This is a genomic window from Kitasatospora sp. NPDC051705, assembly GCF_044453265.1.
Classification (GTDB): domain Bacteria; phylum Actinomycetota; class Actinomycetes; order Streptomycetales; family Streptomycetaceae; genus Kitasatospora.
This window is the reverse complement of the sequence record NZ_JBITCO010000011.1, coordinates 165,228-185,971: the sequence shown is the minus strand read 5'-3', so window position 1 is coordinate 185,971 and position 20,744 is coordinate 165,228. Positions and strand designations below refer to the sequence as shown.

Here is a 20,744-nt window from a genome sequence, read left to right as displayed (position 1 = left end):
CGACTCCCTACCCCTTCCCGGCCTACCCCCCTCCCCTCCCCCGGCCCACCTCCCTCCCCGGCGCGCCGACCCCGCGACAGCGAAGTGACCGGCCGGTAGGGTGCTTGCGCACGGACACGGCCGACACGAACGGGGCGGGGCATGAGCAGCGGCGGCATCGAGGGCACCGGCTTCTTCACCTCGGTGGCGGACACCGCCGAACAGCTCGCCGCGACCGGCTACCTGGCCTCCACCGCGGTGGCCACCACCGTCTTCCTCGCCGACCGGCTCGGCAAGCCGCTGCTCGTCGAGGGCCCCGCCGGCGTCGGCAAGACCGAGCTCGCCAAGGCCGTCGCCGCGATCGGCCGGGCCCGGCTGGTCCGGCTCCAGTGCTACGAGGGCATCGACGAGGCCCGCGCGCTCTACGAGTGGAACCACGCCAAGCAGCTGCTGCGGATCACCGCCGGCCGCGAGGAGGGCTGGGACCAGGCCCGCACCGACATCTTCGGCGAGGAGTTCCTGCTCACCCGCCCGCTGCTCACCGCCATCCGCGGCGACGAGCCGACCGTCCTGCTGATCGACGAGATGGACAAGGCCGACGTCGAGGTCGAGGCGCTGCTGCTGGAGGTGCTGAGCGACTTCCAGGTCACCGTGCCCGAGCTCGGCACCATCACCGCGAGCCGCCGCCCCTTCGTCCTGCTCACCTCCAACGCCACCCGGGAACTCTCCGAGGCCCTGCGCCGCCGCTGCCTCTTCCTCCACCTCGACTACCCGGACGCCGAGCTGGAGCGCCGGATCGTCCGGCTCAAGGTGCCCGGCCTGGACGACACGCTGGCCGCCTCGCTGGTCCGGGTGGTCGGCGCGCTGCGGGCGATGGACCTGCGCAAGGCGCCGTCCGTCGCCGAGACCGTCGACTGGGCCCGCACCCTGCTCGCGCTCGGCGCCGACACCCTGGACGAGGCCGCCGTCCGGGACACCCTCGGCGTCGTCCTCAAGCACCAGGACGACATCCGGAAGGCCGCCCAGAAGCTCACCCCCGCATGACGGCCGCCCCGCCGCCGACCGACCCGGCGGCCCGGCTGACCGGCCTGGTCCGGGCGCTGCGCGGGCACGGCCTGCGGATCGGCCCCGCCGAGACGGTGGACGCGGCGGCCGTTCTCGACGTGCTCGGCTTCGCCGACCGCGAGCAGATGCGGGCCGGGCTGGCCGCCGCACTGCTGCGCTCGGACGGTCAGCGGACGGTCTTCGACGCAGCCTTCGACCTGTTCTTCCCGCTCGGCGTCGGCACCCCCGAGGCCGTCCGGGCCGGCCGCGACGGCCAGGGCGACCCCTCCGCCCCGCCGGAGGGCCTGGCGCCGCCCCGACCGGGCCGGCCCGACCCGCTCCGCGACGAGCTGCGCGACCGCCTCGCCGCCGCCCTGGCGGCCGACGACCGCGCCGCGCAGGCCCGGCTGGCCGGCGAGGTGGTGGAGGCCTTCGGCCGCTACGGCTCCGGCCCGGCGGTCGGGTCCGCACCGGGCTCGGACGGCTGGTCCGCCCACCAGGCGCTCGGCCGGCTCGCCCCCGAGACCCTGCTCGCCCGGGTCCTCGCCGGGCTGCGCGCAGGGGCCGGCGACCCGGACCTGTCCGACCTCGTCCTGGCCGACGAGATCCGCCGCCGCATCCGGGACTTCCGGGCGCTCGTCGCCACCGAGGCCCGCCGCCGGGTCGCCGAGCTGCGCGGTGCCGAGCGGATCGCCGAACGCGCCGTGGCCCCGACCGTCGACCGGATCGACTTCCTCACCGCCGGCCGCGGCCAGCTCGCCGAACTGCGCCGCACCGTGCACCCGTTGGCCCGCAAGCTGGCCACCCGGCTGGCCGCCCGGCGCCGCCGCGCCGCCCGCGGACGGATCGACCTGCGCCGCACCCTGCGCCGCTCGCTGTCCACCGGCGGGGTGCCGCTGCGCCCGGCCTACCGGCTGCGCCGCCCGGCCCGGCCGGAGATCGTGCTGCTCTGCGACGTCTCCGGCTCGGTGGCCGGCTTCGCCGACTTCACCATGCTGCTGGTGCAGGCGATGAGCGAGCAGTTCAGCAAGGTCCGGGTGTTCGCCTTCGTCAACCGCACCGCCGAGGTGACCGGTCTGCTGGCCGGCCGCGACGCGGACCCGGCCCGCCTCGCCGCCCGCATCCTCACCGAGGCGAAGGTGACGGGCTACCACGGCAACAGCGACTACGGCTCCGCCCTGGGCGAGTTCGCCGAACGGCACCCGGACGCCGTCGGCCCGCGCACCAGCGTGCTGATCCTCGGCGACGCCCGCACCAACCACCGCGACCCGAACCTCGACGCGCTGCGCCGCATCGCCGGCCGGGCCCGGCGGGTGTACTGGCTCAACCCCGAGCAACCCGCCCTCTGGCCGACCGGCGACTCCGCGGCCCTCGCCTACGCGGGCGTCGTGGAGATGCACTCCTGCCGCAACGCCCGCCGCCTCGCCGAACTGATCACCCGCCTGATCCCGGTCTGACCCCGCTCCGGGACGCCCCGCCCCCGGGACCGGCGGCCGGTCAAGAGAGCCCCGGACCATGGACGGGAACCCGGCAGTCGCCCGGGCGCTCGATCCCACCCGTGCCCGGCGCGACCGTTCCGGTCAGAGGGTGGGCCACGTCCACACGGTGGCCTCCACATCGGTTGCCCGCGTGCCCTTGAGGCGGATGTCGGAGACGGGCTGCACGTCGAGCCAGCTGAGCGGGTCACTGATCATGATCAGGGTCGGGTCGCCACCGCTGCCCTCCTCAAGATGTTCGGCGAGAAGCAGGACGTAGTTCTCACCCTGCTCCCGGGCACGGAGGAACTCGGCCGTGGTGAGGGTCACCTCGTTCGGGCGGCTGCCCCCGTGCGCCTTGATCTCGTAGTAGCGACCCGTGCTGTCGACCGCGTCCGCTCCGATGTTGTGCCCGCCGCGCTGGTCGATGCTGTCCGCTTCCTCGCCGAGGACGGCCGCGAGGAGGCCGATGACCAGCTCCTCCTTGGAGTCGTCCCGGTAGCCGAGCGGAGCGGCCTGCCGACGGGGCACCGCGCCGCCCGGCCGGGGTGCCGAGAGGCCGCTGCCCTGCCCACCGGCCGAGCGTGGCGGCTGCATCCCGGCCGATCGCCTCGCCGGGCCCGCCGATGACGCCGTCTGCCTGGAGGTAGGCCGGCCGAGCCGGTCAAGACCGACCAGCCGTCGCTGGACGGGGGAGGTCGAGGCGGGAACCGGGTTCGGTGCCGCCCCTGGTGGTGTTGCCGAGCCCCCACCGGCCGGCCTGGGCGAGGGCACGACGGGCGCGAGCACGACCGGCAGCGGCGCAGCCGTCTGGGGCGCCCGACGCCGGGCGCCCCGTGCGGGCCGAGGAGTCGTCGCCGGTGCCGCGTCCACCCGGGTCGCCGCGTTCGCCGCCCGGAGGGATCGTTCGCGCAGCAGTTCGTCCCGTCGCCTCTGCTCCTCGACGTCGCGCTGACCCGCCGAGGTGATCGGCACGGCATGGCCGGTCGTGACGTCGTCCTCCTCCCAGAAGTCCCGCCAGTGGCGGGCCACCTGGGCGCGTGAACCCGTGAAGAGGCAAGCCAGGGCGGCGCCGGTGCCCAGACGGGTCCGCAGCTCGTCCGGGGCGGCCAGGAACAGCGCCTTGGCCGCGTGGTCGACGTGGGCGCCGACGGGAACCTCCAGCGGCTCACGGTCGTGCCCCACGTCCAGCCGGACACGCAGTCCCGGCAGGATGCGCACCTCCAGGCGGGTGAGACCGTCCCAGTCCGTGAAGGAGTCGGCGACGGCCGGCTCGTCCCGGACCAGGCGGTCCTGCAGGGCGATGACGGCCCGGGCGAGGTCCGCGGTGAGGCCCGGGTCCGGTAGCGCCCCGTCGGGCTCGACCACCTGGGCCGCCGCCGTGTCCAGCACGTGCACGCCCAGGAGGCCTACCAGGTCGGTGAACTGCTCGGCGTCCCCGCCCGGCTGCCAGAGCGGGACGCGACCGGAGAGAGCCCGCTCGACCGTCAGGTGGGCGGAAACGGCGTAGACCGGCTGGTCCTTGAGCCGTCCGGGTTTGATCCACCCGCTGGTCGTCCACAATGGCAGCCAGCGCAGCTTGGCCCGCAGGCCCGGTGTGACGGTCGTTCCCGCACCGCCGACAAGGTTGTTCAGCGACCTCAACGCCTCGAGCATCAGCCGCTGCTGGTTCTCCTCCGTCGGCTCCCCGGCAGCGGCGAGTTCCTTGAGGACGTCCACCAGGTCCTCGGAGCGCGGCTCCTTGATGTCCAGCACCTGCCAGAGCGGGAGCAGTTCCGGCCCGGGCGGCACGAAGGCCCGCATGCCGCGCAGGATCGTGGTGCCCCGGAGGCATTCGTCGGGACGTCGCCAACCCGTGTCGGTGAGGATCAGGGAGTCGGCCCCCTGGAACGCGGCCCTGATACCTCGTTCGAGGTCCGCCCGGGGAATGTCAGCCGGTCGCTCCGCCAGGCGCCGGGCGAGCGCCCGGTAGACCAGGTACGCCTCGGCCCGGAGTTCCTCCAGCGCGGCCCCCACCGGGACCGGGCGCTTTCGCAACTGGCGGACGCGTTCGACCAGTTGTGGAACATCGGGGTCGCCGGCCACTCCGATGGCGGTGAGTACGTCGATGCGGCCGGCCAGGGCGCGCTGGATCTCGGGGTGAAGGTAGTTCGGCTCGTCCTGGCCGTAGAGGGCCTCGGCGTCGGGCGTGCGCAACTGGAGCTGGTCGGGGCGGCGCAGGACACCGCTCGCATCCTCCAGCCATGCGCTGTCACGCAGGCGCCAGACCCACAGGGCCGGGACCGATCCCTTCTCGATCCATCCGCGCATGTCGGTGGCCGCCCGGACCGTCGCCTGCTCCGGGCTGGTGACCATGCCCGGTTTGCCGAGGGTCTGGAGCAGGGCGACCGTGCGTCGGCGCCGTTCGACTCCGTCCCGTTCTGCGCCGATGTTCTTGACGACCCGGTCGAGGTCCCTCGCCGACCGGTCGTCCAGGGTGTACTTGGCACCGAGCTGGACCATGGCCCGCCGCCGGCCGGAGGGCGCGTACCCGGCATCGCGACTGAGCCCCACCCGGCTGTCCCGCACCTCGTACCGCTTGACCGCCCGGCCCTCCAGGATCGGGTTCAACCGGGGTGTGTCCGCCACGCCCAGCAACCGCAGGAAGGCCGTCCGGCTGAGGCCACCGCTCTGCGAGGCGGGCAGGAGGGTCTTGGCATAGCCGCGGTGGGCCCAGAGCAGACCGGCGGTCCTTCGCGCGGCGGCGGCGAAACGATCGCCGTCGGTGCTCTCCAGCGCCTGGGGGAGGTAGATCTCCTCCGGCCGGGCCTGACGTGCCGTCTCCGCACCGTCCGCGCCGTACTCGAAGGCGTCGAGCAGGAGGGTACGGCCGATTCCCCGCCCCAGCCGGTCGCGCTCGGGCTTCGTGAGCGCGCCGACGGCCTGCTGGAGCAGGACGAGCCGTTCGGCTCCGGGGAGGTCGGTGGCTGGGAGTCGGCTGCCCGTCTCACCGAGCCGTGCGATGTGTCGGAGCACCGCCGCCGTGTCGTCACGGTGGATCAGACAGTTGTGCTTCGCCAACCAGGTGGTGACCCGCCGGGCCGCGTCCTCACCGCTCCAGTAGCCGGGATGCAGGTCGAGCAGGACGCCCAGCGGGTCGAGCGGTCCGGTGCCCCGGTGGTGCGCGAAAGCGTGCCCGGCGCCGGCCGGAGCGAGCCGCCGGCCGTCGGCCGTGGCGAGGCAGGGAAAGTGGATCAGTCGGTAGTCCAGCCCGGCCTTGAGAGCGACGGCGGTGAGCCGGACCGTCCGGTCGATGTCGTAGGCGGGCTGCTGGAGCAGTCCGAGCGCGTCCACGACCCTGACCTCTCCCGGGAGGCCTGCGGTGCCGGCGGTCCGCCAGTCCGAGAGCACCTCCCGCCATCGGCCGCCGACGTCCCGAGCGGTATCGGGGAAGTCGTGTTCCAGGCTTGCCAGACGGGCGGTGTCCCGTGGCGAGATCACCCCGGTCAGTTCCTCGACCTCGACGGCGAGATCGGCGAGCGGCACGGCCGGGCCTTCCGGGACGGGCAGCGCGAGTACGGCGGCCACCTGGTTCCGGGCTCGTTCGAGGAACGCACCGAACAGGCGGTCGGGCAGCCCGGCCCTGGCGGGGGCGGACGTCCCGGGCAGCGGCAGCAGGTGCCAGGCCGACGGCTCCACTCGCCCGAGGAGGTCGAGCACCGCGGCCTGCCACAGGTCGGCGACGACCGGGACCAGAGCCGCGTTCAGCGTGCTGGCCGCGAAGCCCTCCCGACTGACGACCGGGTCGAACTGCGAGTGCACCCGGGCCGGGACGGCCAGCGGTGCGACCGGAAGGCCCGCGTGGATGTTCCCCCGCTCGCCCTCGCAGAGCGGCAACGCCACGGCCACCGGTACCGTCGGGCCGAGCCGTTTGTGCATCCGGTGCCAGCCCGGCCGGGACGGGATCAGCACGTCGTATACGCGCCAGCACTTGTCCTCGGTGGTCCGGGCCTCCCGGACCCGGACCTCGTGCCGCTCTCCGCCGACCGGCAAGGTCAACGTGGTGACTTCCTGCCAGGTCAGCCGCAGCACCCTGGTCCGGACCACGCCGGCGGAGTCGTCGGTGTCCACCGTGACCCGGTCGAGGTGCCGCAGGAAGAGCAGGGAGGCGTCCTGCCAGTCCTCGAACCATTCCAGGACCTCGTCGGCGGAGAGGACGTCCGTTTCGAGCGGGATGCGGAAGACCGTCCATTCCGGGCCCGCGATGTCCTGCGGCAGGTGAGGAGCCTCGGCCGGCGTCATCGTGACGTCCGCGAACCGGACGCGGTACGGGGGTCCGTGCACCTCCCAGGTGGTCGAGAGCAGCCGGATCGTCGCCAGGCCGATGCCGAAGCGGCCGGTGCTCTCGGCGTCCAGGCTCTTACCGCTGAGCCACGGCAGCCCGAGCCGTGGGAGGTCCGCCAGGCGCAGACGCCCACCGTTGTGCGCGACGAGGAGCTCGGTCGGACGCCAGCGGATTCGGACCTCGCGTGCTCCGGCGTCATCGGCGTTCTGCACCATCTCGGACAGGACCTGGAGCCGGTCCGAGGAGATGGTCTCGGCGCCCTGCTGCGCGCGCTCCGCCACCTGCCGGAGGAGCTCAGGCCCTTCGTGCAGCCGGTCGTCGAAGAGCCGGACTGCCCAGGCCGCCTCCTCCTCCGTCCGCGCCTCCACGCCCGGCTCGGCCCCCGCGTCCGCCAGCAGGGCCTCCACGGCCGCGGCCAGCTCGCCTTCCCCATCCTTGCCCACCCGGATCTCCTCTCCCCCGCACGGTCTCTGGGGGACCAGCATCCGGATGCCACCGGGAGGTCCGGGCCGGCACCGGCCGGATCCGGTCACCTGCGCGGTGGCCGGAATCTCGGCGGCGACGGCGTCGACCGGCCTGCAACCCGCCCGCGGCGCGGGCGGGGCAGGAGACTACGGGGCCCGGATCCGGCTGGATCAGGACGGCGGGATCCGCCTGGTGTCAGTGGCGGCTGCTAAGGCCTGCCGGCCCCGTGGATCCTCGTGGGCACGGGACCACCGGACGGGCCCATGCCCAGCTCTAGTCCAGTGCCTTCAGGAAGTCCAGCAGGGCCTCGTTGACCTCGTCCGGGCGTTCCTGCTGCGTCCAGTGGCCCGTCTTCGGGAGGCGGACGTGGCGGTGCAGCCGGGGGACCCGGCCGAGCAGGTGGGCGCGCACCTCGGGGGTGATCAGCGCGTTCACCAGGTCCTGCTCGCCGGCCACGTAGAGGGCGGGCACGTCGATCGTCACCCCGTCGAAGGCGGCGAGCAGTTCGGCGTTGCGGTCGATGTTGCGGTACCAGTTGAGCCCGCCGGTGAAGGCCCGCTCGCCGTGTTCGGCGTAGTCGGCGGCGAAGGCGTCGAGGTCCGCCTCGGTGAGCCAGTGCGGGAGGCGCTCCGGCTCGGGGACGGTGTCCAGCAGGGTCCGGCCCTCGGGGACGACCCAGGGCCGCGGGCCGCCCTCCGGCTGGGTGCCGGAGAGGATGCGGCGCAGGCTGGACCGCACGTCGGCCGCCAGCTCGGCGTCGGCCCGGCCGGGCTCCTGGAAGTACAGCTGGTAGAAGCCCTCGCCGAAGTGCTCCCGGGCGGCGTGCAGCGGCGGCGGCCCGCTGACCGGCAGCGGCGGCACGCTCAGCCCGGCGACGCCGCGCACGAGGTCCGGCCGCAGGGCGGCGACGGCCCAGGCGACCGGCGCTCCCCAGTCGTGGCCGACGACGACCGCCCGCTGCTCGCCGAGCGCGCCGATCAGCGCGGTGACGTCGCCGACCAGGTGCAGCAGGGTGTACGCGTCGACGCTGGACGGCTGCTCGCTGCGGGCGTAGCCGCGCTGGTCGGGGGCGACGACCCGGTAGCCGGCCGCGGCCAGCGGGGCGAACTGGTGGCGCCAGGAGTACCAGCTCTCCGGGAAGCCGTGCAGCAGCAGGACCAGCGGGCCCTCGCCCTGTTCCGCGAGGTGCAGCCGCACGCCGTTCACCTCGATGTGGCTGTGCTTGATCGCCTCGTTCAACTCCCGCTCCCCGGGTCCGGTCGGACGCCTCGGCGGCGTCCGTTCGTTCTCGACCCTGCCCAGTGCCGCGCCCCGGGAATCCCCTTCCGGGGGACCGAACACGACCGAGGCCGCCCCGTAACTCCGGGACGGCCTCGGCGAGTTGATGCTTCGTCAGTTCACCGTGTAGCTGTACGGGATCGCCGCGAGCACCGCACCGGTGGTGTTCAGGACGTTGTTGGCGGTCGCCACCCCGGTCGGGGCGGAGACCAGGTACAGGACACCCTTGACGGTGCTACCCTTCGCCCCGGTCGGGGTGAGGGTCACCTGCAGCGAGCCGGTGGCGCCCGGCTGGACGGTCACCGGGTTCGCGGCCGCGGCCGAGGCGTCGACCGCCGCGGCGTACGGGTCACCGGTGCTGGAGGTCAGCGCCGGGTCGAACGCCTGGGTGTGCGCGGTGGCCGTGATGGTGGAGGTGCCGGCCGGCGCGCCGCCGTTGCCGAACGGGCCGATCTGCTGGACGAAGACGCCCCAGTTGCCGGGGACGACGGGCTGCTCGGCGCTGCCCTTGTCGGTGACGACCGAGACGGTCGAGCCGTCCTGGGCCTTCTTCAGGTCACCGAAGAGGTCCGGCGAGCCGGTGGTGGCGCTGAGCTCCAGCTGGGCCGGGGTCGAGGAGGCCGCGACGCCCTTCAGCTGGTCGGTGCCCGGCGGCACCAGGAAGGACGGGACGGCGGACTCCAGGTTCAGCGGGAGCTTGACCGTGGCCGAGGTGCCCTGCGGCACCAGCGGCAGGTCGACCCGGCGGTCCAGGCGGCCGTCGGCCGAGATCTTCTGGGTGGCGACGGTGTTGTTGGTGTAGTTCACCTGGACGGTGACCGGCTTGCCGGCGGCGAGCTTGGTCCGGCCGTCGTTGGGCAGGCCCGCGGCGGTGGCGCTGTTCTGGTTGAACGCGACGGTGCCGGTGAAGTCCTGACCGAGCTGCTGCCCGCTGACCGGGCCGACCACGTTGAGGACGAACCGCCAGCGGCCGGCGGCCGGGTTGACGGTGGTGGCCGAGACGCCGCCGGTGGTGCCGGTCAGGTTGCCCTGCGCGTCGAAGAGGCCGTTGCCCTCGATGTCCATCGGGGTGCCGTTGGGGCTGATCAGCGCGCCCTGCATGAGCAGCTTCGGGTCCTTGACGGCGAGGCCGACCCGCAGGTCCTTCTGGCCCTTCGGGACGTCGAAGCCGTAGGAGAAGCTCTGCGTCGGGGAGGAGCCGCGGCCGTTGCCGCCGGTGATGGTGCCGGTGAAGGTGCCGGTGCCGTTCTTGACCGGGACGAGGCTGCGCAGCACGACCGGCACGCTGGTGGTGTTGCCGTTGGAGGCGGAGACGGTGACCGCCTCGCTGGAGTCGCCGCTGGTCGCCGGGGTGGTGACCTGGACCTTGAGGGTCTTGGTCTGGCCCGGCTTCAGCTCGGTGGTGGAGGGGCTGACGCCGCCGGCCGGGACGGCCCGCTGGGTCGTGGTGCCGAGCTGGACGGCGCCGGTGTAGCCGGCCTGGCCCGCCGGGGTGTAGAGGATCGCGGTCCACTGGCCGGCGACCGGGCGGGGGACGTCCACCAGGCCGAAGTCGGCCGGGGTCGCGCCGCCCTGCGGGCGGGTGTTGGTCTCGAAGCGGCCCGACGGGTCGAGCAGCGTCATGCGGACCACCGGGCCGTTGCTGACCGGGTTGGGCGCGCCCTGCCAGGCGATCGACGCCGCGAGGCGGTCGGCACCGGCCGGGACGGTGAACTTGACCTCCTTCTTCACCCAGGTGACGCCGTTGGTGGCGTACTTGAAGGTGTCGGTGGAGGCGGAGTCCAGCTGGACGGTCTGCTGGTCGCTGCCCTGCGGCACGAAGGCGCGGGTCGCCGCGCTGACCGTCTGCGGCTCGTCACTGGTGTTGGTGACGCTCACGTCGGCGGTGTGGGTCGAGCCGGGGTTGCCCGCGATGTCGAGCTGACCGGTGTTCACCACGACGGTGCGGTTGCCGGGCGTGCCGTCGCCGTCCTGGATGCCGCGGGCGGCCTCGACGGCGGCGCGGACGTTCAGCAGGCCGGCGCCCTGCTCCTCGGCCGGGACGCCGAGGTCGCTGGCGGTGCCGGTGAGGAGCTTCTTGACCAGGGCCGGGGAGGGCGAGTCGCCGCCGTGGGTGTCGCGGTAGGCCTGGATGACCAGGGCCGCGGCGCCGGTGACGAACGGGGCCGCCTGACTGGTGCCGCCGAAGGACTGGATCGGCGTGCCGTTGCCGCTGAAGCCCTTGCAGTCGGTGTACTTGGCGGTGTCCGGCGAGCAGAGCGCCCAGTCCGACTCGCCCGGCGCGACCAGGTCGACGGTGCGGCCGGCCTGGGTGAAGCCGCCCGAGGAGAGCGCGGAGATGCGGTTGTTGCTCCAGGTCCGGTTGGAGAACTGGGCGCCCGCGTAACCGGTCTGCTGGTAGTTCTGGTTGTCGGTGGAGGCACCGACGGCGATCACGTTCGGGTCGGTGGCGGGGGTGCCGATCGTCCCGGTGATGCCCGCGTCGCCGGAGGAGACGGCGACGGTGACGCCGGCCTTGACGGCCTGGTCGTTGAAGAGCGAGATGGTGTCGTGCGCGCCGCTGTCCGGGGTGACGTTGCCGCCGAAGGACTCGTTGAGCACGTCGACGTGCGAGACCCGCACCGCGTAGTCGATCGCCTGCAGGATCGAGGAGTTGGACATCACCTCGCCGCCGGCCTTCAGCGCCACCAGCGAGGCGTCCGGTGCGAGGCCGCGGACGCGGATGTTGCAGCCGGCCGGGAGCGGGTGCGAGGCGTTGACGAACTTGGAGACGTCGTAGACCTGGCGGCCCTGGGCGATGACCGCCGAGGCGTCGCCGAAGGCCTCCGCGCCGCCGGTCGGGGCGTCCCAGCCGTCGCCGGCGAAGTCCTGGTAGTCGACGACGGCGTGCGAGCCGTCGGCCCGGATGAAGTCCGGGTTGTTCGGGTCCAGGCCGTCGGCGATGTAGGCGACCTTGACGCCCTTGCCGGTGGCCAGGGTGTCGGCGCCGGGCTGGCCGTTGCCGCCGACCGCCTTGGTGGAGTAGAGGCCCTCGGGCTCCAGCAGGGGCTTGGCCGGGTCGGAGGGGCAGACCGTGTTGGTCGCGTTCTCCTCGGTGCCCTGCGCGCCGTTGCTGCCCGGAGCGGCCTGCGGGGCGGCGGCCTTGGGGGCCTTGGCTCCGGCGGCCGTGGTGGCCGCGGTGTCCTGCTTCGCCTTGCCGGCGGCCGGCGGGGCGACGGCGATCTGGGTGTCCGCCACCACGGAGGCGACGGCCGGGTCGGTCTCCAGTGCGGCGCGCAGCGCCGGGCTGACGGTGGCCGAGAAGGCGTTGCCGACCACGAAGGTCTTGATGTTGGTCCCGCCGCCGGCCTTGACCTTGTCCAGCAGCGGGGCCTGCGTCTGCGCGGCCTTCTGCTGACGGGTGCCCAGGTGGCCGTGGTCGGCCGGGGCGTCCGTTATCTGGTCCTTGAGGATCACGATCACCGGCACCGGGCTCCCGTCCGCGGACGCCACGGGGGCGGTCTGCGGCTCCGGGATCGGGGCTGCGTCGGCGCTGGACCCGAAGGTCAGGACCATGGACGCGGCGGTGACCGTGACGGCAGCTGCTAGCTGGGATTTCCGCCAGCCGATCAATGGACATCCTTTCGTCTGATGAGACGTCAGGTTGCACGGCCCAGCGTACGCGGATCCGGATCGGTCGCGTGGTTGCTCCGGACCGCGCGTCCCGACAGCGGTCGAATTCCAGCGCATCCGACACGACCACGACAAGGGGGGAAATCCCCATCAGCAAGTAAAGATGACCATCAGAAAGTAAAATGCACGGCGGAAATCGGGCCAATCCCGCCCCTATTCGCCGACCGGCCCCCTCCGGACCCGCCCGATGCGGCCGGAAAACGGTGGCGAACTCTGGACACTGGCGAAACACCGCCACCTGCGGCGCACCGCACGCGCCGTCCGACTCTCTTCCCCTCCCTCCGGCCCCGAAACCGGACATGACAGAACCGGTGCCCCGGGCCGACTGCGGCCCGGGGCACCGGCGAGTCCGGGGGACCGCCGCCGGAATCAGGTGCCGGCCAGCCGCTCCTGAGCGTCCGCCAGGTCCTCGGCGGTGGGCGCGTCGTCCTGGGTGAGCCGGTGGCGCCAGTACCCGGTGAAGTCGATCGACGCCTTCGGCACGCCGCGCCCGTCCACCAGGTGCCGGCGCAGCGCCCGGACCGCGCCGGCCTCCCCCGCCAGCCAGACGAACGGACGGCCGGCGGGCAGTTCGGCGGCCCGCACCGCCTCCGTCAGCACGGCGCCCGGGGACGCCCCGCCCCGCGGCAGCCAGTGCACCACCGGCTCGGCACCGCTCTCCAGCGGCTGCCGCTCGGCCTCGTCCGCGATCTCGACGAACACCACCGCCGGCACCGCGGCGGGCAGCGCCCCGACCAGGGTCGCGACGGCCGGGAGGGCCGTCTCGTCCCCGGCCAGCAGCACCCAGTCGGCCGCGGCGGCAGCGTCGGGGAACGGGACGGCCGGGGCGTACAGCGCGGAGGGCCCGACCATGCCGAGCCGCTGCCCGGCGGCGGCCCGCGCGGCCCAGGCGGCGGCCGGGCCGGCGTCGCCGTGCAGCACGAAGTCGATCTCGACCTGCCGGGTGCCGGGCCGCCGACGCCGGAGGGTGAAGCTGCGCAGCAGCGGGCGCGCGGCCTCGGGGATCGCCAGGTACGCCTGGTACCAGCCCATCGGGTCGGCGCTCTGCGGCGGCAGCTCGGGCACCCGCTGCCCGGGGCGCGGGAAGCAGAGCTTGACCTGCTGGTCGGGCGCCGCGCCCACGGAGTCGTCCAGGGCCTCGGCCTCGAAGACGACCCGGGCGGTGCGCGGCGTGATCCGGCGGACCTCGACGACCTCGAGGAAGGTGACGGGCAGTGTCATCGCGAACCCCTCCGATTGATAACCTTACGACATAAAGAGTTGCCGTGGTCGAGGATACTTTACGTCATAAGGAGTTGTGCATGGTCGTCTACGCCGGACAGGGCGACGCCCACCGGTCCCTCGCCCTGCTCTGGGGCGCCGCACCGGAACCGCGCACCGGGCGCAGCGGCCCCAAACCGGGGCTCAGTGTGGACGCGATCGTGTCCGCCGGAATCGCGGTGGCCGACGACGAGGGGATGGCCGCGCTCTCCATGCGCGCCGTCGGCGAACGGCTCGGCCGCACCGCGATGGCCCTCTACACCTACGTGCCGGGCAAGGCCGAACTGCTCGACCTGATGCACGACCGCGCCCTGGCCGGACTCCCCGCGGCTCCCCCGCCCTCGGACGACTGGCGCGCCGCCGTCACCGCCTGGGCCGGCGCGCTGTACGACCGCTACCTGCGCCACCCCTGGATGCTCCAGGTCTCGCAGGCCCGGCCGGTCCTCGGCCCGGCCGAACTCACCGCCATGGAAGCCCTGTTGGGCGCCCTCGGGCCGGCCGGCCTGGCGCCCGGGCCGCTGCGCGGAGCGGTCTCCGCGCTCTGGCAGTTCGTCCGCGGCACCGCCGCCGCGACTGCCGAGTCCCGCGCGGCCGCCGCCGAGACCGGCGTCACGGACGAGGACTGGTGGACCGCCAGATCCGCCCGACTGGCCGAACTGGCACCGGACTTCCCGAGCCGCTTCCCGCTGCTCACCGCCCTGCAGAGCGGTGCCGACGGCCCCCCGCAGGACCGCGAGCAGGAGACCTTCCGCACCGGCCTCGCCGTCCTGCTCGACGGCGTCGCGGCCGCCGCGCCGGCCGCCGGGGACGCACCCGTGCCCGCCACCCGACCGGGTCGGGCGGCGGGCACGGGCGAGGGCGCTGACACGCCGTAGGGCTCACGAGCCGCGGGCGGTCGGTCCGCCGGGATGCGGTGCGGAACCGCCGGGCCGTCAACCCGCCGGGATGCGGTGCGGAACCCCCGGGTCGTCCCGGTGGATCCCGGCGGCGCCGGGGGCGGCGCCGAATCCGAGTCGGCCGGCGAGGGCGCCGGCATTGGAGACGGCAGACCTTTCCTTGACCGGCGCTATGCCCGGGGCCGGCGGTGCGGGGGCGGCTCCCGCGGAGGCGGGGCGGCCGCGGGAGCGGTCACCGGGTGAGCGCGTCCAGGGCGGCGGTGGCGAAGGCGTGGTCCTGCTCGGGGGCGCCGCCGCCGACACCGAGGGCGCCGATCAGCCGGCCGTCGCGGCGCACGGGGACGCCCCCGGCGATGAACAGCAGCGGCCGGTCCAGGGCGGTCGGCAGCGAGTGGAACGGTCCGTCCGGCCTGACGAGGTCGACCAGGTCGGCGGTCGGGGCGTCCAGCTGGAGGGCGGTGTACGCCTTGCGGGTGCTGGTCTCGCCGGAGATCAGCACGGCCCGGTCGTCGCGGCGGAAGGCCAGCAGGTGGCCGCCGGCGTCGAGGACGGTGATGCTGACGGCGACCCCGGCCGCCTCGGCGGCGGCGCGGGCGGCACCGACCAGGGTCTCGGCGTCGGCGGTGCCGAGCGGGGTGACGGCGGTGGGGTGCACGGCGGGGGTGCTCATGGTGGTGCTTCTCCTGGGAGTCGGGGGCGGAGGTCTGGGGGTCGGGGGGGCTGCGGTCGGGGGGCCCGGTGGTGGACGGGAGGGCTCAGCGGTGGGCCAGGCCCGGGACGGACCGGGCGGCGGAGGCCCCGGCGGCGGTGGGCGCGGTGGTGGACCCGGTGGCAGCGGTCACGGCCGCCGGGGCACGGCGCTCCAGCGCGGCGGACCAGAGCGCGAGGGCGAGGGCCGCGGCTGCCAGGGCGGCGCCGACCCAGTTCGGGGCGGTGTAGCCGAGGCCGGCGGAGATGACCGTCCCGCCGAGCCAGGCCGCGAGCGCGTTGCCCAGGTTGAACGCCCCGATGTTGACGGCGGAGGCCAGCGTGGGCGCGCCGTGGGCCTGGTCCAGCACCCGCTTCTGCAGCGGCGGGACGGTGGCGAACCCGAGGGCTCCGACGAGCAGGATCGTCAGGGCGGCGAGGACCTTGTCGTGCGCCGTGAGGGTGAACACCGCGAGCACGACGGCCAGGCCGCCGAGGGTGGTGTAGAGCAGCGGCATCAGCCTGCGGTCGGCGAACCTGCCGCCGAGGAGGTTGCCGAGGAACATGCCGACGCCGAACAGCACCAGCAGCCAGGTGACCGCGCCGTCGGAGTAGCCGGCGACGTTGGTCATCATCGGGGCGATGTAGGTGATCGCGGCGAACACTCCGCCGAAGCCGAGCACGGTCATCGCCATCGCGAGCAGCACCTGCGGGTTGCGGAACGCGGTCAGCTCGCCGCGCAGGCGGGCGCCCTCGGCGCGCGGCAGGGCGGGGACGAGCCTGGCGATGCCCAGCAGGCCGACGACGCCGAGCGCGGCGACCGCGACGAAGGTGGTCCGCCAGCCCACGGCCTGCCCGATGTAGGTGCCGAGCGGCACGCCGACGATGTTGGCGACGGTCAGCCCGGTGAACATGGTGGCGATGGCGCCCGCCTTCCGGTCCGGGGCGACCAGCTCGGCGGCGACCACCGAGCCGATGCCGAAGAACGCGCCGTGCGCCAGCGAGGCGACGATGCGCCCGGCGAGCATCACCCCGAAGCTCGGCGCCAGTGCGGACACCAGGTTCCCGGCGGTGAACAGGCCCATCAGCAGCATCAGCATCGTCTTGCGGCTGATCCTGGTGCCGAGCACCGTCATCAGCGGTGCGCCGACGACCACGCCGATCGCGTAGCCGGTGACGAGCAGACCTGCGGTGGGGATGGACACTCCGTAGTCACCCGCGATCTCGGGCAGCAGGCCCATGACCACGAACTCGGTGGTGCCGATCCCGAAGGCCCCGATGGCCAGGGCGAGGAGCGCGAGAGGCATGGTGCCACCCTCCGTGCGATTGTCAGTGCGCCTTACGTGCTTCGACAATAGTTGCAGACGCGCGATAAATGCAAACGCTGGCTGTCTCCTCTGGCCGATATTTCGGGCCACGGCTTACCCTGGACACCCGCCGCACCCTCGAAGGAGGCCCTGGCATGACCGCCACGGACCCCGCGCTGACCGCCCTCGCCAACGGATGGGGTGCCCTGTACCTGCTGCACGGCAGGATCGAGGCGCACATCGAGCGCGCCCTGCAGTCCGGGCACGACCTGAGCGTGCGCGAGTACTCGCTCCTCGACGTCCTCAGCCGCCAGCACGACGGCGAGGGCGGCCACCTGCAGATGAAGCAGGTCGCCGACGCGGTCGTCCTCAGCCAGAGCGCCACCACCCGCCTGGTCAGCCGCCTCGAGGACCGCGGACTGCTCTCCCGCTACCTCTGCCCCACCGACCGCCGGGGCATCTACACCAACGTCAGCGAAGCCGGCCTGGAGCTCCTCGCCGAGGCCCGGCCCACCAACGACACCGCCCTCCGGGAAGCCCTCGACGAGGCCGCCGGGAACCCCGAACTGGCCCCCCTCGTCGCCGCCGTCGACGCCATGAACGCCCCGCCGGCGCCCCGGCGGCCCTGACCGGGGATCAGCAGCGCCCTCCCTCCGCCGGGGATCCGGACGGAGCAGCAGGCGCGGCGGGCCGGCCCGGGCCCGGGTACGTTCGCGGTGTGCAGCAGATGTCACAGCAGGTCAGCAGGCTCGCGGCCGCCGCGGCGTCCACGCTGGTGCTCGCAGCGGGCGCCGCGGGCGCGACGGCCGCCCCGGCCGGCGGTGCCACGGCCGCCACCGCGGCACCCGAGGCCGCCGGCACGGCCGGCGGGGAGCGGCTCGCCCGACCGGCCGTCCAGGTCGCCCCCCTCGCCGGGGCCCCCGCGCTGCCCGCCGAACTGACCGGGCGGTCCTGGCTGGTCGCCGACGCCGACACCGGCGAGGTCCTGGCGGCCCTCGACGCCCACCGGCAGCTGCCCCCCGCCAGCACCCTCAAGATGCTCTTCGCCGACACCGTGCTGCCCAAGTTCGACCGCACGCTGGAACACAAGGTCGCCCCCGCCGAACTCGCCAACCTCGGCGCCGGGAGCAGCCTGGTCGGCGTCAAGGAGAACCTCCCCTACCGCGTCGAGGACCTCTGGCGGGGCGTCTTCCTCAGCTCCGGCAACGACGCCGTCCACGTCCTCGCCCACATGAACGGCGGCCTCCAGCAGACCGTCACCGAGATGCAGGCCCGCGCCCGGTCGCTGCAGGCCCGCGACACCAGGGTGGTCTCCCCCGACGGCTACGACATGGACGGGCAGGTCTCCTCCGCGTACGACCTCACGCTGTTCGCCCGCGCCGGGCTGCGCAACGCCGACTTCCGTTCCTACTGCGGCACCCGCACCGCCCGCTTCCCCGGCGCGCTGGACAAGCTCACCGGCCAGCGCACCAGCTTCGACATCGCCAACACCGACCGCCTGCTCGGCAAGTACCCCGGGCTGATCGGCGTCAAGAACGGCTACACCACCAACGCCGGCGCCACCTTCACCGGAGCCGCCCAGCGCGGCGGGCGCACCCTGCTGGTCACCGTCATGCACCCCGAGGCCCAGGGCCGGGTCTACGACGAGGCGGCCGCCCTGCTCGACTGGGGCTTCGCCGCAGCCGGCAAGGTCCAGCCCGTCGGACAGCTGGTGGAGGACACCGCGCCCGCCACCGGGCCGGCCCCCGCCGCCGGCTCCGGCTCCGGCACGGGCCCGGGCGGCGCCACCCGGCAACCGCAGGCCGCCGACGACCGCGGCCCCGGCCTCGAACCAGCCGCCTGGACGGCCGCCGCCCTCGGCTCCGCCCTCGCCCTGCTCGCCGCCGGACGGCGCACCGCGGCCCGCCGCCGCGGCCGGCCCGCCACCGCCCCCGGTGCCCCGGCGGCAGCGGTCGCGGTCGCCGCGGCCTCCGCGCCGGCGCTCGCCCTCCGCCGCGGCGGCTGCACCGCGCTCGGCGGCTCCACCGGGGTCGGCGGCCGTGGCCGGCGCCGCCTCGTCCGCCGCGCGCGGGCCCTGGTCGTCACCGCCCGCACCCGCCGGCACCGCTGAACGCCGGACCGGCCACCCGGCCCGCCGCCCCGCGGCCCGTGCTGACCAGCGGCGATCGGTGCCGACGCCCTACACTCCTGGCCATGACCACGCCCGACCACCTCGCCCGGATCGTCAGCCTCTCCTCCGGGAGCTACCTGCTCGTCACCACCTACAAGAAGGACGGCACCGCCGTGCCGACGCCCGTCTGGGTGGTGCGCGACGGGGAGGCCCTCGGCGTCTGGACCGTCACCGACTCCTGGAAGGTCAAGCGGATCCGCAACCGCGCCGACGTCCTGGTCGGCCCCTGCGACGTCAAGGGCCGGCCGACCGGGGCGCACTACCCGGCCACCGCCGAGATCCTCGGCCCCGAGCGCACCGCCGCCTACCGGACCCTGCTGCGCCAGAAGTACGGGCTGCTCGGCGTGCTCACCCTGCTCGGCAGCCGGCTGCGCCGCGGCGAGCGCGGCACCGTCGGCATCCGCATCACGCTGAGCTGAGGCCGCCGCCATGGGAGAGCACGACGGGACCGGCCCGGGCCCGCTGCCGCTGCTGGTGGTGGACGGCGCCAACGTCGTCGGCTCGGTGCCCGACGGGTGGTGGCGGGACCGCCGGGGCGCCGCCGAACGCCTGCGGGACGCCCTGGTGGCCGTCGCCGCGCACGGCCTGCCGGACCGCCCCGGCCCGGTGGAGGTCCTGCTGGTCGTCGAGGGCGCGGCCCGGGGCGTGACCGGCCTGCCCGAGGTGCGGGTGGTCACGGCCGCCGGCAGCGGCGACGACCGGATCGTCGACCTCGTGCGCGCGGCCCGCGCCGAACGGCCTGACCGGGGCTGCCTCGTCGTCACCGCAGACCGCGAACTCCGCGCCCGCGTCACCGCCCTGGGCGCCGACGTCACCGGCCCGCGCAGCGTCCGCCGCTGAGGACCGTCCGCGTCCGCCGCTGAGGACCGTCCGCGCCCGCCGACGCGGACGGCCCGGTGCGTCACTCCGGCTGGGTGGCGTACATGCCCCAGTGGATCGCCTGGTCGGAGGCGGTCACCGTGAACTCGATGTCCCGGCCCGGGCGGGCGGGTATCTCGACCGAGCCGATGCCGGTGGCGTCGACGGGGCACCGCACGGTGAAGTCGGCCGGGGCGAGGCCCCCGACGTGGACCTGCACCGAGCCGCCGCCCCGGCAGCCGACCGTCACGGTGAAGGGCTGCGACGGGTTCACCGAGGCGCTGACCGCCCCGCCGTCGCCGATCCAGTCCGGAATCCAGATCAGGCCGTCCGGCCCGGGGTGCGGCAGGATCTCGCCCGTCCCCATGCCGCCCTGGACCGCCGCGGCCGGACCGGCCAGCGCCAGCACCGCCCCCAGCGCACCGGCCGTTGCGGCCAGGATCCGCCTGCTGTTGCGCGTCATCACTGTTCCCCCTGACGTGGTGAATCCCTCCGTGCACCGCTGTTCGGCACACGAAGGGATGCTACGGCGCACCACTGACAGTCCGTCCGGCGACCGGTTCCGGGACCGCCCGCGCCCCGGTGCCGCCGTCAGTAGCTGTAGGCCTTCACCACCACGGGCAGCAGGCGCTGCTGGGCCGGGGTCCGACTGAACGCGATCGAGGAGGCCTGCTCGCCGGCCGGCAGGGCCTCGACGCCGACCATCGCACTGTCCACGGTCTTGCCGCTGGTGTCGGTGAAGTCGACCTGCACCGCGTAGGAGGCCGGGTTCAGGCCCCCGTTCTCGACGGTGACGACGGCCGCGGGCAGCCCGCCGGAGTCGCGCAGCGGCACCTCGTCGACGGTGACCGAGCCGATGGCGTTGCCGCCGCCGGGCAGCGCGGCGAGCACCGTGGCGGCCTTCGCCCCGGTCACCGTCTGCTGGGCGGAGACCGAGGCGGCGAAGGAGGCCGCCGCCGCGGCGGCCGAGGCGTCGGCGGTGGCCGCCGCGGACGGCGACTCGGCGGCCGTCGGGGACGGCGACGGGGTGCCCTCGGCGGCGGCGACCGACTCGGACGGCGCCGGCCCGGAGGCCGTGATCGAGGGGTTGGTCGACGAGCTGCTGCAGGCCGCCAGCACCCCGGCGGCCGCGAGCACCGCCACCAGGGCGGCGGCCCGGCGGCGCGGGCGGCGGGTGGCCGAGGGGCTGGGGAGGCTGTGGAGTTCGCGCACCGGGGTTCTCTCTTCTCGCTCGGCGTTCTACGTCCGGGCGCTGGAGGCCGCGGCCGGAGGGCCCGTTCCCACCCCATGCTTCGTCGCGTTGCCGCGCGACGGCGACAGCTGCGCGCC

At 74.6% G+C, this 20,744-nt stretch carries 15 protein-coding genes; 7 read left to right on the top strand and 8 right to left on the bottom strand.

What is annotated here, in order from left to right; genetic code table 11:
- The first annotated feature begins 141 nt into the window (after positions 1-141).
- A complete protein-coding gene (locus ACIA8Q_RS16950; protein ID WP_387905274.1) occupies positions 142-1,023 on the top strand; it encodes an AAA family ATPase in 882 nt (293 codons plus the stop codon).
- Positions 1,020-2,480, top strand: a complete 1,461-nt coding sequence (locus ACIA8Q_RS16945; protein ID WP_396317368.1) for a VWA domain-containing protein — start codon at positions 1,020-1,022, stop codon at positions 2,478-2,480. The genes ACIA8Q_RS16950 and ACIA8Q_RS16945 overlap by 4 nt, the downstream gene beginning before the upstream one ends.
- Positions 2,481-2,603: 123 nt before the next feature.
- Here the strand turns inward: ACIA8Q_RS16945 and ACIA8Q_RS16940 are convergent, their stop codons facing one another.
- The 4 genes from ACIA8Q_RS16940 to ACIA8Q_RS16925 form a co-directional block, all read right to left on the bottom strand.
- Complete coding sequence (locus ACIA8Q_RS16940; RefSeq protein ID WP_396317367.1) at positions 2,604-7,265, bottom strand: sacsin N-terminal ATP-binding-like domain-containing protein; 4,662 nt, start codon at positions 7,263-7,265, stop codon at positions 2,604-2,606.
- A 295-nt stretch (positions 7,266-7,560) separates the two neighbouring features.
- Complete coding sequence (locus ACIA8Q_RS16935) at positions 7,561-8,526, bottom strand: alpha/beta hydrolase (protein WP_360220840.1); 966 nt, start codon at positions 8,524-8,526, stop codon at positions 7,561-7,563.
- A gap of 153 nt (positions 8,527-8,679) precedes the next feature.
- Positions 8,680-12,120, bottom strand: a complete 3,441-nt coding sequence (locus ACIA8Q_RS16930; protein WP_396317366.1) for a S8 family serine peptidase — start codon at positions 12,118-12,120, stop codon at positions 8,680-8,682.
- A 486-nt stretch (positions 12,121-12,606) separates the two neighbouring features.
- A complete protein-coding gene (locus ACIA8Q_RS16925; RefSeq protein WP_360220845.1) occupies positions 12,607-13,458 on the bottom strand; it encodes a siderophore-interacting protein in 852 nt (283 codons plus the stop codon).
- A gap of 80 nt (positions 13,459-13,538) precedes the next feature.
- On the opposite strand from ACIA8Q_RS16925, the gene ACIA8Q_RS16920 reads away from it, so the two are divergent.
- The gene (locus ACIA8Q_RS16920; protein ID WP_360220848.1) at positions 13,539-14,372 is read left to right on the top strand and encodes a TetR/AcrR family transcriptional regulator; all 834 of its coding nucleotides are present in this window, start codon (positions 13,539-13,541) and stop codon (positions 14,370-14,372) included.
- 253 nt (positions 14,373-14,625) lie between these two features.
- Here the strand turns inward: ACIA8Q_RS16920 and ACIA8Q_RS16915 are convergent, their stop codons facing one another.
- Entirely contained in the window at positions 14,626-15,063 is a 438-nt protein-coding gene (locus tag ACIA8Q_RS16915; protein WP_360220851.1) for a heme-binding protein, read from the bottom strand.
- A gap of 85 nt (positions 15,064-15,148) precedes the next feature.
- Positions 15,149-16,387 carry an MFS transporter gene (locus ACIA8Q_RS16910; RefSeq protein WP_360220853.1) on the bottom strand — a complete coding sequence of 413 codons (1,239 nt, stop codon included), beginning with the start codon at positions 16,385-16,387 and terminating at the stop codon, positions 15,149-15,151.
- Positions 16,388-16,542: 155 nt separating this feature from the next.
- Between ACIA8Q_RS16910 and ACIA8Q_RS16905 the strand changes: the two genes are divergently transcribed.
- The 4 genes from ACIA8Q_RS16905 to ACIA8Q_RS16890 all read left to right on the top strand — a co-directional run bounded on the left by ACIA8Q_RS16905 (position 16,543) and on the right by ACIA8Q_RS16890 (position 19,397).
- A complete protein-coding gene (locus tag ACIA8Q_RS16905; RefSeq protein WP_360220856.1) occupies positions 16,543-17,016 on the top strand; it encodes a MarR family transcriptional regulator in 474 nt (157 codons plus the stop codon).
- 98 nt (positions 17,017-17,114) lie between these two features.
- The gene (locus tag ACIA8Q_RS16900) at positions 17,115-18,497 is read left to right on the top strand and encodes a D-alanyl-D-alanine carboxypeptidase (RefSeq protein WP_360220883.1); all 1,383 of its coding nucleotides are present in this window, start codon (positions 17,115-17,117) and stop codon (positions 18,495-18,497) included.
- 83 nt (positions 18,498-18,580) lie between these two features.
- Entirely contained in the window at positions 18,581-18,976 is a 396-nt protein-coding gene (locus tag ACIA8Q_RS16895) for a PPOX class F420-dependent oxidoreductase (protein ID WP_360220859.1), read from the top strand.
- A gap of 10 nt (positions 18,977-18,986) precedes the next feature.
- The gene (locus tag ACIA8Q_RS16890; RefSeq protein WP_360220862.1) at positions 18,987-19,397 is read left to right on the top strand and encodes an NTP pyrophosphohydrolase; all 411 of its coding nucleotides are present in this window, start codon (positions 18,987-18,989) and stop codon (positions 19,395-19,397) included.
- Positions 19,398-19,458: 61 nt separating this feature from the next.
- On the opposite strand, the gene ACIA8Q_RS16885 is transcribed toward ACIA8Q_RS16890, so the two are convergent.
- Both ACIA8Q_RS16885 and ACIA8Q_RS16880 read right to left on the bottom strand, forming a co-directional pair.
- Entirely contained in the window at positions 19,459-19,878 is a 420-nt protein-coding gene (locus tag ACIA8Q_RS16885) for a hypothetical protein (protein WP_360220865.1), read from the bottom strand.
- Between the two features lie 128 nt (positions 19,879-20,006).
- Positions 20,007-20,627 (bottom strand): hypothetical protein, encoded by a 621-nt coding sequence (locus tag ACIA8Q_RS16880; protein ID WP_360220868.1) that lies wholly within the window; start codon positions 20,625-20,627, stop codon positions 20,007-20,009.
- Between the last annotated feature and the right edge of the window lie 117 nt (positions 20,628-20,744).

Excerpts from the sequence above, each read along its gene's own strand:
- ACIA8Q_RS16950 (WP_387905274.1), top strand. The coding sequence starts at position 142 with ATGAGCAGCGGCGGCATCGAGGGCACCGGCTTCTTCACCTCGGTGGCG.
- ACIA8Q_RS16945 (WP_396317368.1), top strand. The coding sequence starts at position 1,020 with ATGACGGCCGCCCCGCCGCCGACCGACCCGGCGGCCCGGCTGACCGGC.
- ACIA8Q_RS16930 (WP_396317366.1), bottom strand. The coding sequence starts at position 12,120 with ATGGTCCTGACCTTCGGGTCCAGCGCCGACGCAGCCCCGATCCCGGAG.
- ACIA8Q_RS16925 (WP_360220845.1), bottom strand. The coding sequence starts at position 13,458 with ATGACACTGCCCGTCACCTTCCTCGAGGTCGTCGAGGTCCGCCGGATC.
- ACIA8Q_RS16920 (WP_360220848.1), top strand. The coding sequence starts at position 13,539 with ATGGTCGTCTACGCCGGACAGGGCGACGCCCACCGGTCCCTCGCCCTG.
- ACIA8Q_RS16915 (WP_360220851.1), bottom strand. The coding sequence starts at position 15,063 with ATGAGCACCCCCGCCGTGCACCCCACCGCCGTCACCCCGCTCGGCACC.
- ACIA8Q_RS16910 (WP_360220853.1), bottom strand. The coding sequence starts at position 16,387 with ATGCCTCTCGCGCTCCTCGCCCTGGCCATCGGGGCCTTCGGGATCGGC.
- ACIA8Q_RS16905 (WP_360220856.1), top strand. The coding sequence starts at position 16,543 with ATGACCGCCACGGACCCCGCGCTGACCGCCCTCGCCAACGGATGGGGT.
- ACIA8Q_RS16900 (WP_360220883.1), top strand. The coding sequence starts at position 17,115 with ATGTCACAGCAGGTCAGCAGGCTCGCGGCCGCCGCGGCGTCCACGCTG.
- ACIA8Q_RS16895 (WP_360220859.1), top strand. The coding sequence starts at position 18,581 with ATGACCACGCCCGACCACCTCGCCCGGATCGTCAGCCTCTCCTCCGGG.
- ACIA8Q_RS16890 (WP_360220862.1), top strand. The coding sequence starts at position 18,987 with ATGGGAGAGCACGACGGGACCGGCCCGGGCCCGCTGCCGCTGCTGGTG.
- ACIA8Q_RS16885 (WP_360220865.1), bottom strand. The coding sequence starts at position 19,878 with ATGACGCGCAACAGCAGGCGGATCCTGGCCGCAACGGCCGGTGCGCTG.